The organism is Nonomuraea sp. NPDC049158 (assembly GCF_040648335.1).
GTDB lineage: Bacteria > Actinomycetota > Actinomycetes > Streptosporangiales > Streptosporangiaceae > Nonomuraea.
Genome location: NZ_JBEZDM010000008.1, coordinates 321,909 through 336,562, shown reverse-complemented (window position 1 = coordinate 336,562; position 14,654 = coordinate 321,909). Strand labels below are relative to the sequence as shown.

The following is a 14,654-nucleotide window of genomic DNA, read 5'->3' as shown; positions in this document are numbered from 1 at the left end:
TCATGATCGTTTGTAGATTCCCTGCTCGCCGAAACGGTGGGCGACCTTGTTGGCTATGAGGATCAGGATCAGCCCGGCCACGCCCTTGACCAGGCCCGCCGCCGCGCCGTAGCTCCACTCGCCGGTCAGCAGCGTGCGCCAGTACATGAACGTGTCGAGCACCTCGGCGGCGTCGCGGCCGACGGCGTCGCGCTGCAGGAAGAACTGCTCGAAGCCGACGTTGAGCGCGTCGCCCAGCCGCAGGATCAGCAGCAGCACGAACACCGGGCGCAGGCCGGGCAGCGTGATGTGCCACAGCCGCCGCCAGCGGGAGGCGCCGTCCACGGCGGCGGCCTCGTAGAGGTGGGGGTTGATGGCGGCCAGCGCCGCGAGGAAGATGATCGTCCCCCAGCCGGCGTCCTTCCAGACCGTCTCGGCGGTGACCAGCAGAATAAACGTGTCCGGATTTGTCATGATGTCCACGCCCGCGAAGCCGTGGTCGCGCAGGATCTGCGCGAGCAGTCCCGCGCCGCCGAACATCTGCTGGAACAGGGTGACGACCAGGACCCAGGAGAAGAAGTGCGGCATGTACACGATGCCCTGGATGAACAGCCGCAGGCGGGGCCGTACGACGCTGTCGAGCAGGATGGCCAGCAGGATCGGCAGCGGGAAGTAGAAGATCAGCTGGAACGTGGTGATCGACAGCGTGTTGAGCGTCGCGTCCCAGAAGCTCTGGTCGAACATCAGCCACTGGAAGTTCGACATCCCCACCCACGGGCTGTCCTTGACGCCGACGTAGGGGGAGTAGTCCTGGAAGGCGATCACGTTGCCGAGCAGCGGCACGTAGTGGAACAGGAGCAGCAGCCCGATCGCCGGCACGGTCATGAGCAGCAGCTGCCAGTCGCGCCGGAACCGGGCCCGCAGCGAGCCCTGCTTGATCCGGACCCGTGTCTGTGTGATGCCCGAGCCGGCGGGAGAGGGCAGGTCTCCCGCCGGCCCGGCGTCCGTTGCCCGCTCGACCGCGATGTGGTCAGGCGCGGCCATTGTCCCGCAGGACCTTCATGTAGAACTCGCGTGCCTCGTCGCCGCCGTCGCGCCGCCACTCCGTCGCGATCTGCTTGGCGTCACTGACCGGGCGGCGGCCGCGCATGATGTCGGTGAACTTGTCCTCGGTCGGCACCTGCAGGCCCGAGTACTTCGACGGCCGCTGGATCCTGATCCCGTCGAACGGCGTCTTCTCGATGTACTTGAAGGAGGCGTTCTGCCAGTCGATGTTGGCCTTGGCCGCCTCGGGGAAGGGCCAGTCCACGTAGAGGGGACGGCCGCCCAGGAAGCCGTAGGTGTAGGCGACCTCCTTGCGGCCCAGGTCGGTGCTCTGCGGGATGCCCTTGGCGTCGAGGGTGAAGTGCTTGCCCTTGATCCCGAAGTTGGAGAGCTCGTACTCCTTGGTCCCGTACGGGGCGGCGCACCAGTTGAGGATGGACAGGATCTCCTCCATCTTCTCCTTCGGCAGCCCCTTCTTGATGAAGGTGAACATGCCCGCCGCGTTGTTGTGATACATGATCGGCGTGCCGCCGTCATGGGCGAACAGCGGGAAGACGCCCAGCGCGAAGTCGGGGTTCTTGCCGGTGTGCTGCTGGAGCAGCTCCTTCCAGCCGCCGAGGCCGTCCTTGTAGATGGTGATCTGGCCCGCGCCGATCAGGTCCTTCTCGTTGGCGCCCTTGCTGCCGGCGACGCTCGGATGGATGAGCCCCTCGGCGAAGAGCTTGCGCATCCAGGCCAGCATCTCCTCGAACTCCGGCGTCTCGTACTTGTGCGTCAGCTTGCCGCCGGCGTAGCGCCAGTCCTGCGGGACGCCGAAGATGGGCCAGGCCATCTCGTGGATGTCGCCGAACGCCCAGCGCTTGGCCTTCGCGTCGGTGATCGTCTTGCCGAGCTGGTAGAGCTCGTCGGCGGTCTTGGGGTTCTGGTTCCAGCCGTTCTTGTCGAACAGGTCCTTGCGGTAGAGCAGGGCGTACGGGAAGGGCTCTGTGGGGTAGGGGATCGCCATCAGCTTGCCGTTCCACACCGACCACTCCCACGCGGGGGTCGGCAGGTTGGCCAGCAGCGGGTACGGCTTCACCTTGTCGCCTTGCAGATACGGCGTGAGGTCCTCGAACGCCTTGTCCACGGCGGTGTTGAAGTCCGCCATCTTGTCGATCTCCCAGCTCGGGAGGGCGAAGATGTCGGGCAGGTCGCCGGAGGCCAGCCGGGCGATCGCCTTGTCGGCGTAGGTGTTGCCGTCGGCGATCTGGAACTCGACCGTCGCGCCGATGTCGGCGTTGACCGCCTGGAAGTAGGTGTTGCCCGGCAACCCGGGCGGCGGCGGGCCCCACAGCGGGGTCATCGCCTTGTAGGTGCCGCCCTTACCCGCCTTCTGGGTGAGCGCCGCGGTGGGGGCGGCCGGGTAGGTGGTGAAGCCGCCGGCGATGCCCGGCACGCCCGGCAGGTTGGAGACCGTGCCGGCCAGGTCGGGCTTGACGCCGGCGAACTCGACGTACGCCGGCGTGAGCTGGGTCAGCTTGTCCGCGGCGGCCGCGGTCGCGCCGCTCGAGCCGGGCCGGGTCCCGGTCGGGGCGGAGCAGGCGGCGAGGGTGGTCAGACCGGCCAGGCCGAGAAATCCTCGGCGAGTCATCGACGGTGTCACGACGGCTCCCTTCGTTGGTCGGGGCAGGGTGAGGGGGTGTCGGAAGGGGAGGTCTACGGGCTAGAATTAGTTCGTCTAATGACCAAACAAACTAAACCCGAGGCGATGCTGACCACAAGGTGTGGCGCCGGTCACAGATTGATGTCGGGAGTGAGATGAGATTCGCTGACGGCTCCCTGCCCGCCGTTCCTGGGGGCCCGCGCGGCTCTCGCCGACGGTGTGGGGACACTGGGTGGGGGGACGCCGGGCGTGGGGACCCCGGGGGACAGCGCACACTGGTACCGCGGCATGATCGCCCGCGACGGCCTGACGGACGGGACAGACTTTGATCACCTCATCGACCGACCCGCAGCCGGCCGACTTCGCCGACGTGCGGGCCACCAACCTGGCCGTCGTGCTGCGTTTCGTCCGCGAGCACGCGCCGTGCTCGCGGGCCGACATCGCGGCCTCCACGGGCCTGAACAAGGCGACCGTGTCGAGCCTGGTCGCCGACCTGATCGACAGGCGGCTCGTCCGCGAGACCGGCCTGACCGAGAACCGGGTGGGGAGGCCGGCCACGATGCTGGTGCTGGACGGCTCGCCGTACGCGGCGATCGGGCTGGAGATCAACGTCGACTACGTGACGGCCGTCGCCGTCGACCTGGCGGGGGAGCGGCTGCTGTCGTGGCGGCGCGCCTTCCCCGGCTCGGTGGCCGCCGTCGCCGCGATCGTCCGGCGGGTGGTCAACCGCATGGCCAAGGAGGACAAGCAGATCCTCGGCCTGACCGTGGCGGTGCCGGGCCTGGTCGACGGACAGGGCGTGGTGCGGGTCGCGCCCAACCTCGGCTGGCTCGACACCGACGTCAGCGGCGACCTCGCCAAGGCGCTGCGCGACCCCGGCTTCCCCATCCAGGCCGACAACGACGCCAACCTCGGCGCCCTGGCCGAGCACCGCTTCGGCCCCCACGGGGCGGTCACCGACCTGGTCTACCTCACCGGCGAGATGGGCGTGGGCGCCGGTGTGATCCTGGACGGCCGGCTGCGCCGTGGCGGGCGCGGCTACAGCGGCGAGATCGGCCACATCCAGATCGACCCGCTGGGGCCGGAGTGCCGGTGCGGCCGGACCGGCTGCCTGGAAGCGGTGGCCGGCATCGGCGCGGTCCTGGAGCACCTCTCGCCCTCACCGGTCGAGGTGGAACTGGAGATCGAGGAGGTCGTCCGGCGGGCCCGCGCGGGTGACGCCCACACCCTGGGCCTGCTGCGCGGCGTGGGCCGCGACCTCGGCCGCGGGGTGGCCATCCTGGCCAACCTGCTCAACCCCCAGGTGGTGATCCTCGGGGGCTACTACGTGCCGCTGGCGCCCTGGCTGCTGCCCGCCGTGGAGGCCGAGGTGCGCGAGCGCACCATCGCGCCGGAAGCCGGCGGCTGCCAGGTGGTGATCTCGTCCCTCGGCTACGACGCGGCCGCGCTCGGCGGAGCCGCCCGGGTGCTCGACTCCATCGATTCAGGAAGATTGCCGCGAATCTCTTGACCCCGCTCGCACACGCGTGCACCCTTCAGAAGAACTCCGTTCGAAACACTCGTGTAACGGGCGGGGTTTTTCTGGACCGGCTATCGAAGCGCTTCGACAGAGACTCGAAGCGCGCTCCCCCCGCTAGTCGAAGCGTTTCGACGCTCTCAGAAGGTGGCTCCATGAACGAACCGTTCCGCGACCCGGACCTCCCCCTCGCCGAGCGGATCGCCGATCTGCAGGCCCGGCTGACCGTGACCGAGAAGCTCGCACTGCTCCACCAGTACCAGGCGCCGGTCGAGCGGCTCGGCGTGGGCGCCTTCCGTACCGGCACCGAGGCCCTGCACGGCCTGGCCTGGCTGGGTCCGGCGACGGTGTTCCCGCAGGCCGTGGGGCTGGCCTCGACCTGGGACCCGGAGCTGGTCCGCAGGGTGGGGGAGGCGGCGGGCGAGGAGGTCCTGGCCTTCCACCACAAGGACCCGTCCGGCGCCGGGCGCAACGTGTGGGCCCCCGTGGTCAACCTGTTGCGCGATCCGCGCTGGGGCCGCAACGAGGAGGGCTACTCCGAAGATCCGTTGCTGACCGGCGTCATGGCCACGGCCTATGCGCGCGGGCTTCGTGGGAGCGCTCCCGTGATGCGGACCGCGCCTACCCTCAAGCACTTCCTCGGCTACAACAACGAGACCTACCGCTGCGTCACCTCCAGCAACCTGCCGCCGCGGGTCCTGCACGAGTACGAGTTGCCCGCCTACCGGCCCGCTCTGGAGAGCGGTGCCGCAGTCGCGGTCATGCCCTCCTACAACCTGGTCAACGGCCGCCCGGCGCACCTCAGCCCGCTGATCGGGCAGGTGCTGCGCGCCTGGGCGCCGGACGACCTGCTCGTGGTCAGCGACGCCTACGCACCCGGCAACCTCACCGGGCTGCAGGGGTACTACGACGACCCGGCCGAGGCGTACGCGCACGCCGTACGGGCCGGGCTCGACAGCTTCACCCAGGACGACGACCGGGCCGAGGCCACCCTCGGCCACCTGCGCGAGGCGCTGGAACGCGGCCTGCTGAGCGAGGCGGACCTCGACACCGCCGTACGCCACACGCTGTCGATCCGCTTCCGGCTCGGCGAGTTCGACCCCGCCACGCCGTACGACGACATCACCGAGGCGGTCGTCAACTGCCCCGAGCACCAGGCGCTGGCCCGCGAGGCGGCCGCCCGCTCGATCGTGCTCCTGAAGAACGACGGCCTGCTGCCCCTGGCACCGGCCGCCTGCCGCCGGATCGCGGTGCTCGGCCAGCTCGGCGACACCCTGCTGGAGGACTGGTACAGCGGCACGCTGCCGTACGAGGTGACCGCCCGCACCGGTCTGGCCGAGCGCTGCGAGACGGTCTTCTGCGAGGCCGTCGACCGCGTCACGCTGACCGCCGACGCGGGCCCCGTGGTGGCCGGGCTCGACGGCGGACCCCTGGGCATCGGGACGCCGGGGGGCCGCTTCGACCTGTTCGACTGGGGCGGCGGGGCCTTCGCCTTCCGCGCGGTCGCGACCGGCCGCTTCCTGTCCGTGGACGACGGCGGCGTCCTGGTCAACGACCAGCCCGGCCCGAACGGCTGGGAGGTGCGCCAGACCTTCCGGCTGGAACAGCGCACCCGCGGCGCCGTCGTCCTGCGCCACATCTCCACGGGCCGCTACATCGGTCTGTCCGCCGACGGGGTCTTCAGGCTGGTGGACGACGCCGACGCCGCCACGTGGCTGACGGTGGAGGTCGTCGAGAGCGGCGCCGCGGCGGCGGCGGCACTGGCGGCCACCGCGGACGTGGCGGTCGTGGTGGTGGGCGATCATCCGCTGGTCAACGGCCGCGAGACCGAGGACCGTACGGACCTGGCCCTGGCCCCCGCCCAGGACGCGGTCGTCCGGGCGGTACGGGCGGCCAACCCGCGCACGGTCATGGTGATCACCAGCGGCTACCCCGTCACCTGGTCGGACCCGGACGTGCCCGCGGTGCTGTGGTCCTCGCACGGCGGCCAGGAGTACGGCCACGCGCTGGCCGACGTGCTGTTCGGCGACGCCGACCCGCAGGGGCGGCTCACCCAGACCTGGTACCGCTCGGCCAGCGAGCTGCCCGACCTGCTCGACTACGACATCATCGCCACGGACGCCACCTATCTCTATTACCGGGGCACTCCGCTGTACCCCTTCGGCCACGGCCTCGGCTACACCACCTACGACTACTCGGGCCTCAACGTCGCGGTCGACGGGGGGACCGTCACCGCCACGGTCACGGTCACCAACACCGGCTCGCGGGCCGGCACCGAGGTCGTGCAGTTCTACACCCACCAGCGGCGTTCCCGGGTCAAGCAGCCACTGCGCCGGTTGCGGGGCTTCGAGCGGGTACGGCTGGCGCCCGGTGAGAGCCGGGCCGTCACGCTCACCTTCCCCGTGCGGGACCTGGCCTTCTGGGACGTGACGCGCGGCGGCTTCGCCGTCGAGGACGCGCCGCACCAGCTCATGGTCGGCCGCAGCGCCACCGACCTGCGGCTGAGCGCGGCCTTCCACATCGAGGGGGAGACCATCCCACCCCGGCGGGGTGCCCTGGCCGCGGCGGACCACGACGCCTACGACGCGGTCGCCTTCGTCGACGCGGCCAAGGTATCGGGCGACGCCGTGCGCTCCGAGGCCGAGGGGGCGTGGATCCTGTTCCGCGACGTCGAGCTCACCGGGGCCGCGTCGTGCCTGATCGAGGCCGCGAGCACCGAGGGCGGGGTCGTCACGCTCCGGCTGGACGACCTCCTCCACGGCCCCACGTTGGGCGCCATCCCCGTACCCCCGGCCGGGCGCTACGCTCCGGCGGCGTCCTCGGGCGAGCTTGCGGAAGCCTCGGGGGTGCACGATCTTTATGTCGTGTTCGAGAACGTGGGCATCACGCTGGGCAGGCTGGAACTGACCGGCACCGATCGAGCGGCCCCCCGATCGCCCGCCGCCGTACGCGCCGACCGGGGACGAACGGGCCGAAGCCGCATGGACCGAGACCACGCCGGCACCGGACGGACCACCACATGACGGAACGCCGCATAACGGACGGGCACGCGGCGGACGCGCGAGCTGAGGACGGGCACGCGACCGGTAGGGCGGTCACCATCGTCGAGGTGGCGCGGCACGCGGGTGTGGCGGTGAGCACGGTCTCCTACGTGCTCAGCGGCAAGCGGGCGATCTCGGCGGACACCCGGCGGCGGGTGCTCGACAGCGTGCGGACGCTCGGCTACCACCCCAACGCCGGCGCCAGGGCGCTGGCCAGCAAGCGGGCCAACGTGATCGCGCTGGTGCTGCCCCTGCGGGCCGGCATGCACGTGCCGGTGCTGATGCGTTTCGCCACCTCGGTGGTCACCGCCGCCCGCCACTTCGACCACGACGTGCTGCTCCTGACCGCCGACGAGGGCCTCGACGGGCTGCGCCGGGCCGCCGCCAGCGCGCTGGTGGACGGCCTGGTGCTGATGGACGTCGAGCTCGACGACCCCAGAGTCCCGCTGCTGCGCCGGCTCGCCGAGCCCAGCGTGCTGATCGGCTTCCCCGCCGACGCCGCCGGGGTGACCTGTGTCGACCTCGACTTCGCCGCAGCCGGGGCGCTGTGCGTGGCGCACCTGGCCGAGCGCGGGCACCACGAGGTGGTCCTGCTCGGGGCGCCGGCGGTGGTCTACGAGCGGGGGACGGGCTTCGCCCGCCGTACGCTGGAAGGCTTCACCGCCGCCCTGGCCGAGCACGGGCTCGACGGTACGGCGCTGCCGTGCGAGGAGGGCTTCGAGGAGGTCCACGCCACCGTGAGCGGGCTGCTGGCGGCCCGGCCCGGCCTTTCGGGGCTGGTCGTGCACAACGAGGCGGCCGTCAACCACGTGCTGAGCTCGCTGCGGCAGCTGGGCCGCAAGGTGCCGCAGGACCTCGCGGTGGTGGCGATCTGCCCGGACGACGTGGCCGAGCCCGCCCGGCTCACCTCGGTGCTGATCCCGGCCGAGGAGGTCGGCAGGGAGGCCGTCGGGCTGCTGATGGACAAGCTCGCGGGCCGCCCGGTGCCGCCCGCGACCCTGCTGGTCCCCCGTCTGACGGTCCGCGCGAGCACCTGACCGCACATGGGGTCCCCCGCCTGACCCGGGGCGCACCTGACCGCAGAGCCAGGTCCTTGGGTCAGCGGTGGTGGTGGCGGGTGGCGCCCTTGGCCGGGCAGCGGTCCGTCGACTCGTGGGCGAAGAGGTTGACGGTGGACGGGCGGGGGAGCGGCACGCCCGACGGGCGGGTGCCGTCGAGCAGGAGCGCCAGGTAGCGCCGCCGGTCGGCGCGGTCGTCGGAGTCGGCCCCGTGGTGGAGGGTCGTCGCCAGCGCCATCACCACGATCGCCGCCAGGTCGCGGACCAGCAGGTCGTCGCGGACCAGCCCGCGCTCCCGGGCGGCGGCCAGCACGTCGCCGAGCGGCCCCATGAACCGCTCGGCGATGCCGATCGTGAACGCCCCCGCCTCCTTCGCGGCCGACAGGAGCGCCCGGTGGCCGGACAGCGTGTCGACCACGGCCGTCAGCGCGTCGGCCAGCCCCTGCCGGGGGTCGGCGGCCACGCGGGCGGCCTGGAGGACCGGCTCGATCTCCTCGGCGAAGTAGGTCTCGAAGCAGGCCAGGATCACGCCGTCGCGGTCGCCGAAGCGCCGGTAGACGGTGGCGATGCCGACTCCGGCGCGGCGGGCGATCTCCTCCAGCGGGACGGCCGTGCCCGACTCGTGCAGGGCGGTGATCGCCGCCCTGACGATCCTGTCGGAGTTACGCAGTGCGTCCGCACGACGTCGCTGCTCTGGCACATGCCGAACGCTAGCAGCATCCACGCCGTCACTCCATGGCAGCGTTACCAGGCCACCTCGAGCGACGCCAGCCCGTACACGACGTGGAAGGAGCGGAAGTCCGCGATGGGCGCGACGGTACGCAGGCCGGGGAAGCGCTGGAAAAGGGCCTGGAAGGCGATCCGCATCTCCATCCGGGCCAGCGGCGCGCCCAGGCAGTGGTGCACGCCGTGACCGAAGGCGAGGTGGCCGGGCGCGCCGCGGGTGATGTCCAGCTCGTCGGCCTCGTCCATGAAGGCGGGGTCGCGGTTGGCGAGGGGCAGCGAGCACATCACCAGGTCGCCGGGCTGGATCGTCTGACCGGCCACCTCGGTCTCCGTGGTGCACACCCTGCCGATGCTGGCATGGAGAATGCTGAGCCAGCGCATCAGCTCCTCCACGGTGGCCTCGATCCGCTCGGGCTCCTTCTTGAGCAGGTCCAGCTGGTCCGGCTGCCGGAGCAGGGCGAGTGTGCCCAGGCCGAGCATGTTGGAGGTGGTCTCGTGCCCGGCGATCAGCAGGAGGTTGCCGATGCCGATCAGCTCGTTCGTGGTCAGGTCGTCGCCGTGCTCGCGCACCAGCATGCCCAGCAGTTCCTCGCCGGGGTCGGCCTGGATGCCCTCGACCAGCTCGGTCATGTACGCGCGCGACTCCTGCTGCAGCTTGAGGCGCTCGTCCATGGGCAGCGACACGTCGAGCAGCCGGCCGGTCCTGCGCTGGAAGTCGGCGCGGTGGGCGTACGGCACGCCGAGCAGTTCGCAGATCACCAGCGACGGGATCGGCAGGGCGAACGACGACACCAGGTCGACGGGTGAGCCGGCTCGTTCCATGGCGTCGAGGTGCTCCTCGACGATGTCCTTGATCCGCGGCTCCAGCCGCCGCATCCGGCGGAGGGTGAACTCCGGCGTCAGGAACCGGCGCAGCCGGCTGTGCTCGGGCGGGTCGAAGGAGAGCAGGTTGCCGGCGCGGAGCACCTTGAGCTCCTCCTCCGTCGCGCCGGGTGGCTGGAAGATGGTCTGACGGGCGTTGCTGAACCGCTCGGCGTCGCCCAGCACCGCGCGCGTGTCGGCATAGCGGGTCACCAGCCAGGCCTCGACGCCGAACGACGTGGTGACGCGGGTGATCCCTTCCTTCTCCCGCAGCTGCGCCAGCTCGGTGGCGGGATTGAACTCCGTCCGCCGCATGTAAAGAGGCAGCGTTGAGATGTCGCTCATACATCCCCCAGAATGACTGGTCGTCACGAAATACCCTGACAAGAAACGATAGCAACCTATCGATTAGCCGCAAGACCATCGCGGTAAACATTGGGCCTTGACGACCTTGGTGGTATCGCTAACACTCGACAACGCCCCGCCGACCGCACAGATCCGGGATCGAAAATGTTAGCGCTAACCAAGCAATCGCTAGCTCAGACGAGGAGTGCCCTGACATGAGACGTCTGAAATCCATGACCCTGGCCGTGGCGGCCGCCGCCGGCCTGGTCCTCATCACCGCAGTCCCGGCGCCCGCCGCCGCGCCGATCACCACGTCCATCTATACCGCCGATCCGGCCGCGCTGGTGGTCGGCGACACGATGTACCTCTACACGGGGCACGACGAAGCGCCCGCTGGCGGCACGAACTTCGTCATGCGGGACTGGCACGTCTTCACTTCCGGCGACGCGACGACCTGGACGGACCAGGGCGCGAAGCTGAAACTTTCAGACTTCCCATGGGCGGGCGCCGACGCGTGGGCGGGTGAGGTCGAGCCGCGCAACGGCAAGTACTACTGGTACGCCCCCGTCAACGGCAACGGCGCCGGCTGGATGGACATCGGCGTGGCGGTCGGCGACAGCCCGCTCGGCCCCTTCCACGACGCCAAGGGCGGCCCGCTGATCAGCGACAGCACCCCGGGCTCCTCGCCGCTCAACATCGACCCGACCGTCTTCACCGACGACGACGGTCAGGCCTACATCTACTGGGGCTCCTACTACGGCCTGCGCGCCGCCAAGCTCAAGCCCGACATGATCAACCTCGACGGCGGCGTGGTCACCCCGAGCGGCGTGTCGAACTTCTGGGAGGCCCCCTGGATGTTCAAGCGCAACGGCACCTACTACCTCGCCTACTCCGCCAACGACTCGGCCTGCTCCGCGCCCGGCTACGCGTGCATCCGCTACGCCACCGCGAGCAACCCGCTGGGACCGTGGACGCACCGGGGAGTGGTGCTGGACCAGGTCTCCTCGACCACCAACCACCCGGCGATCATCGAGTTCAAGGGCCAGTGGTACATGGTCTACCACAACGCGGCCAGCCCGGGAGGTGGCAACTTCCGCCGCTCGGTGACGCTCGACAAGCTCTACTGGAACGCCGACGGCACCATGCAGAAGGTCGTGCAGACGACGGGTCCCGCCAACCCCGGCAACCTGGCGCTCAGCGCGACGGCGTCCACCTCCTACGTCTCGCCGTGGGAGACACTCGGCGCGGTCAACGACGGCTTCACCCCGGCCAACTCGGCCGACCACAGCCACGGCGCCTACGGCAACTGGAGCCACCAGGGCACCGAGTGGCTGGAGTACCAGTGGCCGTCCGCGCAGAGCGTCAACCGGGTCGGCGTCTACTGGTTCGACGATGACCAGGGCATCGACCTGCCCGCCTCCTGCAAGGTCCAGTACTGGAACGGCAGCGCGTACGTGGACGTGCCCGGACAGTCGGCCTGCGGAACGGCGGCCAACACCTTCAACACCACGACGTTCACGGCGGTCTCGACGACCAGGCTCCGGCTGAGCGTCACCTCGAAGACCGGCTTCTCGACCGGCGTCCTCGAATGGCAGGTACCGCGATGAAACGTATAGCATTCCTCCCGATCCTGTTACTCAGCTTCTTTCTCGTCCCCGCGGGTCCCGCCGTGGCCGCCGAGGTCAACCTGGCCACGACGGCGACCCCGAGCGCCTCGTACACCTCCTCGTGGGAGAGCGTCGCGGCGATCAACGACAACATCGACCCGCCGAGCTCCAACGACACCGTCAACCGCCGCTGGGGCACCTGGCCCAACACCGGCCAGCAGTGGGCCGAGCTGACCTGGGCCCAGGCGCAGACGCTCAGGGTCGCCCAGGTGTACTTCTTCGACGACAACGGCGGCGTACGCGTCCCCGCCTCGTGGAAGCTGCAGTACTGGACCGGCAGCGCCTACAACGACGTGCCGAACGCGACCGGCTACCCCACGGCGATCAACGCCTACAACAAGGTGACGTTCGGCCAGGTGAGCACCACGCGGCTGCGCGTACTCCTGCAGAGCGGCCAGGGCTCGGTCGGGCTGCTGGAGGTCAAGGCGTTCACCAACGACCCGGGCGGCGGCGGCAGCCCGAGCACCTGGAACCCGCCCGCCAACCTGGTCACGCCGCTCAACGAGGTCTGGTCGCACGTCGAGAGCACGTACCCCAACCTGTACGGCTTCCGCAACTACGGCTGGGACCAGGTCATGGCCAACGGCGGCTCGATCAACTACTGCGTGCGCTGGGACAGCTCCGCCACGGTGACCGCCGCCCAGCGTGACCAGATCCACGCGACGCTGGCCAGGCAGTTCAAGAAGTGGATGGACGTGATGGCCGGGCACAACAACTGGCCCTACACCAACGTGCCGGTCAAGGTCGTCGGCTGGGCCGTGCGCGACCGCGCCCAGCTCCAGTGGAGCGACAACTCGGTCGACATCTACGTCAACAACATCCGCGAGAACGCGCCGCAGTGCGCCGAGCCGTGCGGGCGCTTCTTCAACCAGAGCGGCAATTACCCGAACTGTCCTGGTGGCGCGTCCCACCACTACGACATGTCGCTGTGGCTCACCGCGGGCTTCGGCGGTGGCGCGGGCGGTGACTGGGGTCAGCGCATCGGCAGCGAGTACTACATGAGCAACCTCAACACCGACAACGTGCACATCCTGCTGCACGAGATGGGCCATTCGTTCGGTCTGGATGACTTCTACGACTGGACTCCGACGGGGGTGTGCTGCTTCCTGATGAAGGCCGGCAGCGCGACCTCGATCACCGACTTCGACGCCTGGATGCTCCGCGACTGGTGGCGGCACCTGAAGAGCCGTTACGGGCGCTGAACCTCCGTGAAGTAGGGCGGCGGCCACGCGAGGCCGCCGCCCTACTCACGCGTTGACGGTGAGTTTGTAGTCGCGGGTGACGGGCGTGCTGAGCTTGTCGTAGTCCCTGAGCTGCACGGTGAAGGAGAAGGTGCCCGCCGCGGCGGGCTTGCCGGTGATCGCGCCGGTGAACCGGTCGAGGGCCAGCCCTTCGGGCAGCGCGCCGCCGGTGACCTGCCAGTCGTAGAAGGGCACGCCCCCCTTGGCCTGGAGCCGCTGGTCGTAGGCGGCGCCCGCCTTGCCGGTCTTGACCGAGGCGGACTCGATCGAGGGCTTGAGGAAGGGGGTCAGCTTCTTGTTCAGCTTCCAGCCGGCGTTCTCCGCGATCAGCAGCGTCAGCTTGGTCAGCTCCCACTGCCGGGTCGGGAAGACGTGGCGCCAGCCGCCGCTCTGGCCGCTGAGCCGGTCCCAGTACGGCTCGTCACCGGGCACGTGATAGCTGGTGTCGAGCGGGACCGGGTAGCCCTGATAGTCGATGACCTCCTGGTCGTCCCTGCCCTTGCTCTTGTCGCCCATGCTCTCGACGTACTTCGCCATGCCCGCCCAATCGCTGTGGAAGGCGACGGCGTGGCCGTACTCGTGCATGACCAGGCCGTGCACGTCGATGACCTGGCCGAGGTCGGTCTTATACCAGTCCTCGTCGGCCAGCGAGCTGACCAGCTTCATCAGCTGCTCGTCGTACTCCAGGATCATGCTGGTCGAGCGGTGGTAGGGGGTGGGCTTGCCGTTCTGGGTGTGGAACTTGCCGTTGATGGTCGGGTAGCCGGTCGAGTAGGGCGTCTGGATGCCGCGGAAGAAGACGTACATGCCGTTGTACGGCTTGGCGTTGGTGGCCTCGACCTCGTTCTGCCAGTCGTCGCCCGGCAGCTTGTTGACCTCGTCCCCGGCGGGGACGGTGTCGAACGGCTTGAGGTCGAAGAAGGCGAACCAGTTCCGTACCGCCGTCTCGGCGGCCTTGCGCACGCCCGGGTCGGAGAAGTAGCGGGTGATCGTGTCGTAGCGGTAGTCGAAGTCGATGGGGATCGTCGGCCGCAGGGCGGTCTTCTCGTCCTGCTGGACCGTGATCGGCATCGTCTGGGTGATCGTGGCGCCGGTCGCGTCGGTGGTCTTCATGACCCACTTGTGCCGCTCGTCCTGACCGGGGCCCTGCTTGGAGTGGATGGCCAGCCGGACGACCTCGCGGTCGGCCGGGCCGGTGAGCGTGAAGGACTTGGTCGCGCCGGTCGCGGTGAGCTCGCTCGGCATGTTGAGCATCAGCCGGGAGGTGCCCTCGGCCTTGAGGTCGACGGTCAGCGGATAGGCGATGCCCGCCACCTTCGGGGCCCGCACGGTCAGCTCGATGTAGGGGTTGGCCAGGTAGCCCTGCCAGTCCACGAGCCGGACGCCATGGTCGTTGACGTTGCGGTAGAAGATGTCGAACACGTCCAGGGCCGGGGCCGCCTGGCGGGCCGCCAGGCCGGGCGTGGGCACGGAGAGCGCGCCCACGAGCCCGGCCAGGACGGTAACGACGCCGATCTTTCTCACTGAGCGCTCT

At 69.9% G+C, this 14,654-nt stretch carries 10 protein-coding genes; 5 read left to right on the top strand and 5 right to left on the bottom strand.

The annotated features are described in order from the left end of the window. Window positions 1-1,023: an ABC transporter permease subunit gene (locus AB0B61_RS20490; RefSeq protein WP_358433857.1), complete on the bottom strand. Its 1,023-nt coding sequence runs from the start codon at window positions 1,021-1,023 to the stop codon at window positions 1-3. Next, window positions 1,010-2,665 (bottom strand): extracellular solute-binding protein, encoded by a 1,656-nt coding sequence (locus AB0B61_RS20485; protein ID WP_358433855.1) that lies wholly within the window; start codon window positions 2,663-2,665, stop codon window positions 1,010-1,012. Before AB0B61_RS20485 ends, AB0B61_RS20490 begins: the two co-directional genes overlap by 14 nt. Window positions 2,666-2,990: 325 nt before the next feature. On the opposite strand from AB0B61_RS20485, the gene AB0B61_RS20480 reads away from it, so the two are divergent. The 3 genes from AB0B61_RS20480 to AB0B61_RS20470 all read left to right on the top strand — a co-directional run bounded on the left by AB0B61_RS20480 (window position 2,991) and on the right by AB0B61_RS20470 (window position 8,259). After that, on the top strand, window positions 2,991-4,175 hold the full coding sequence (locus AB0B61_RS20480) for an ROK family transcriptional regulator (protein ID WP_358433852.1): 1,185 nt from the start codon (window positions 2,991-2,993) through the stop codon (window positions 4,173-4,175). 161 nt (window positions 4,176-4,336) lie between these two features. Next, window positions 4,337-7,204, top strand: a complete 2,868-nt coding sequence (locus AB0B61_RS20475) for a glycoside hydrolase family 3 C-terminal domain-containing protein (protein ID WP_358433849.1) — start codon at window positions 4,337-4,339, stop codon at window positions 7,202-7,204. Further along, on the top strand, window positions 7,201-8,259 hold the full coding sequence (locus tag AB0B61_RS20470) for a LacI family DNA-binding transcriptional regulator (protein ID WP_358433847.1): 1,059 nt from the start codon (window positions 7,201-7,203) through the stop codon (window positions 8,257-8,259). Before AB0B61_RS20475 ends, AB0B61_RS20470 begins: the two co-directional genes overlap by 4 nt. A gap of 61 nt (window positions 8,260-8,320) precedes the next feature. Here the strand turns inward: AB0B61_RS20470 and AB0B61_RS20465 are convergent, their stop codons facing one another. Together AB0B61_RS20465 and AB0B61_RS20460 are read right to left on the bottom strand one after the other, a co-directional pair. Beyond that, window positions 8,321-8,980, bottom strand: coding sequence for a TetR/AcrR family transcriptional regulator (locus AB0B61_RS20465; RefSeq protein WP_358433844.1), 660 nt, complete (start codon window positions 8,978-8,980; stop codon window positions 8,321-8,323). A 44-nt stretch (window positions 8,981-9,024) separates the two neighbouring features. After that, the gene (locus AB0B61_RS20460) at window positions 9,025-10,212 is read right to left on the bottom strand and encodes a cytochrome P450 (protein WP_358433842.1); all 1,188 of its coding nucleotides are present in this window, start codon (window positions 10,210-10,212) and stop codon (window positions 9,025-9,027) included. Between the two features lie 215 nt (window positions 10,213-10,427). On the opposite strand from AB0B61_RS20460, the gene AB0B61_RS20455 reads away from it, so the two are divergent. Further along, window positions 10,428-11,819, top strand: a complete 1,392-nt coding sequence (locus AB0B61_RS20455; protein ID WP_358433839.1) for a glycoside hydrolase family 43 protein — start codon at window positions 10,428-10,430, stop codon at window positions 11,817-11,819. Then, complete coding sequence (locus tag AB0B61_RS20450) at window positions 11,816-13,081, top strand: hypothetical protein (RefSeq protein WP_358433837.1); 1,266 nt, start codon at window positions 11,816-11,818, stop codon at window positions 13,079-13,081. Before AB0B61_RS20455 ends, AB0B61_RS20450 begins: the two co-directional genes overlap by 4 nt. Window positions 13,082-13,126: 45 nt before the next feature. Here the strand turns inward: AB0B61_RS20450 and AB0B61_RS20445 are convergent, their stop codons facing one another. Next, complete coding sequence (locus tag AB0B61_RS20445; protein WP_358433835.1) at window positions 13,127-14,644, bottom strand: Ig domain-containing protein; 1,518 nt, start codon at window positions 14,642-14,644, stop codon at window positions 13,127-13,129. Window positions 14,645-14,654 lie beyond the last annotated feature (10 nt).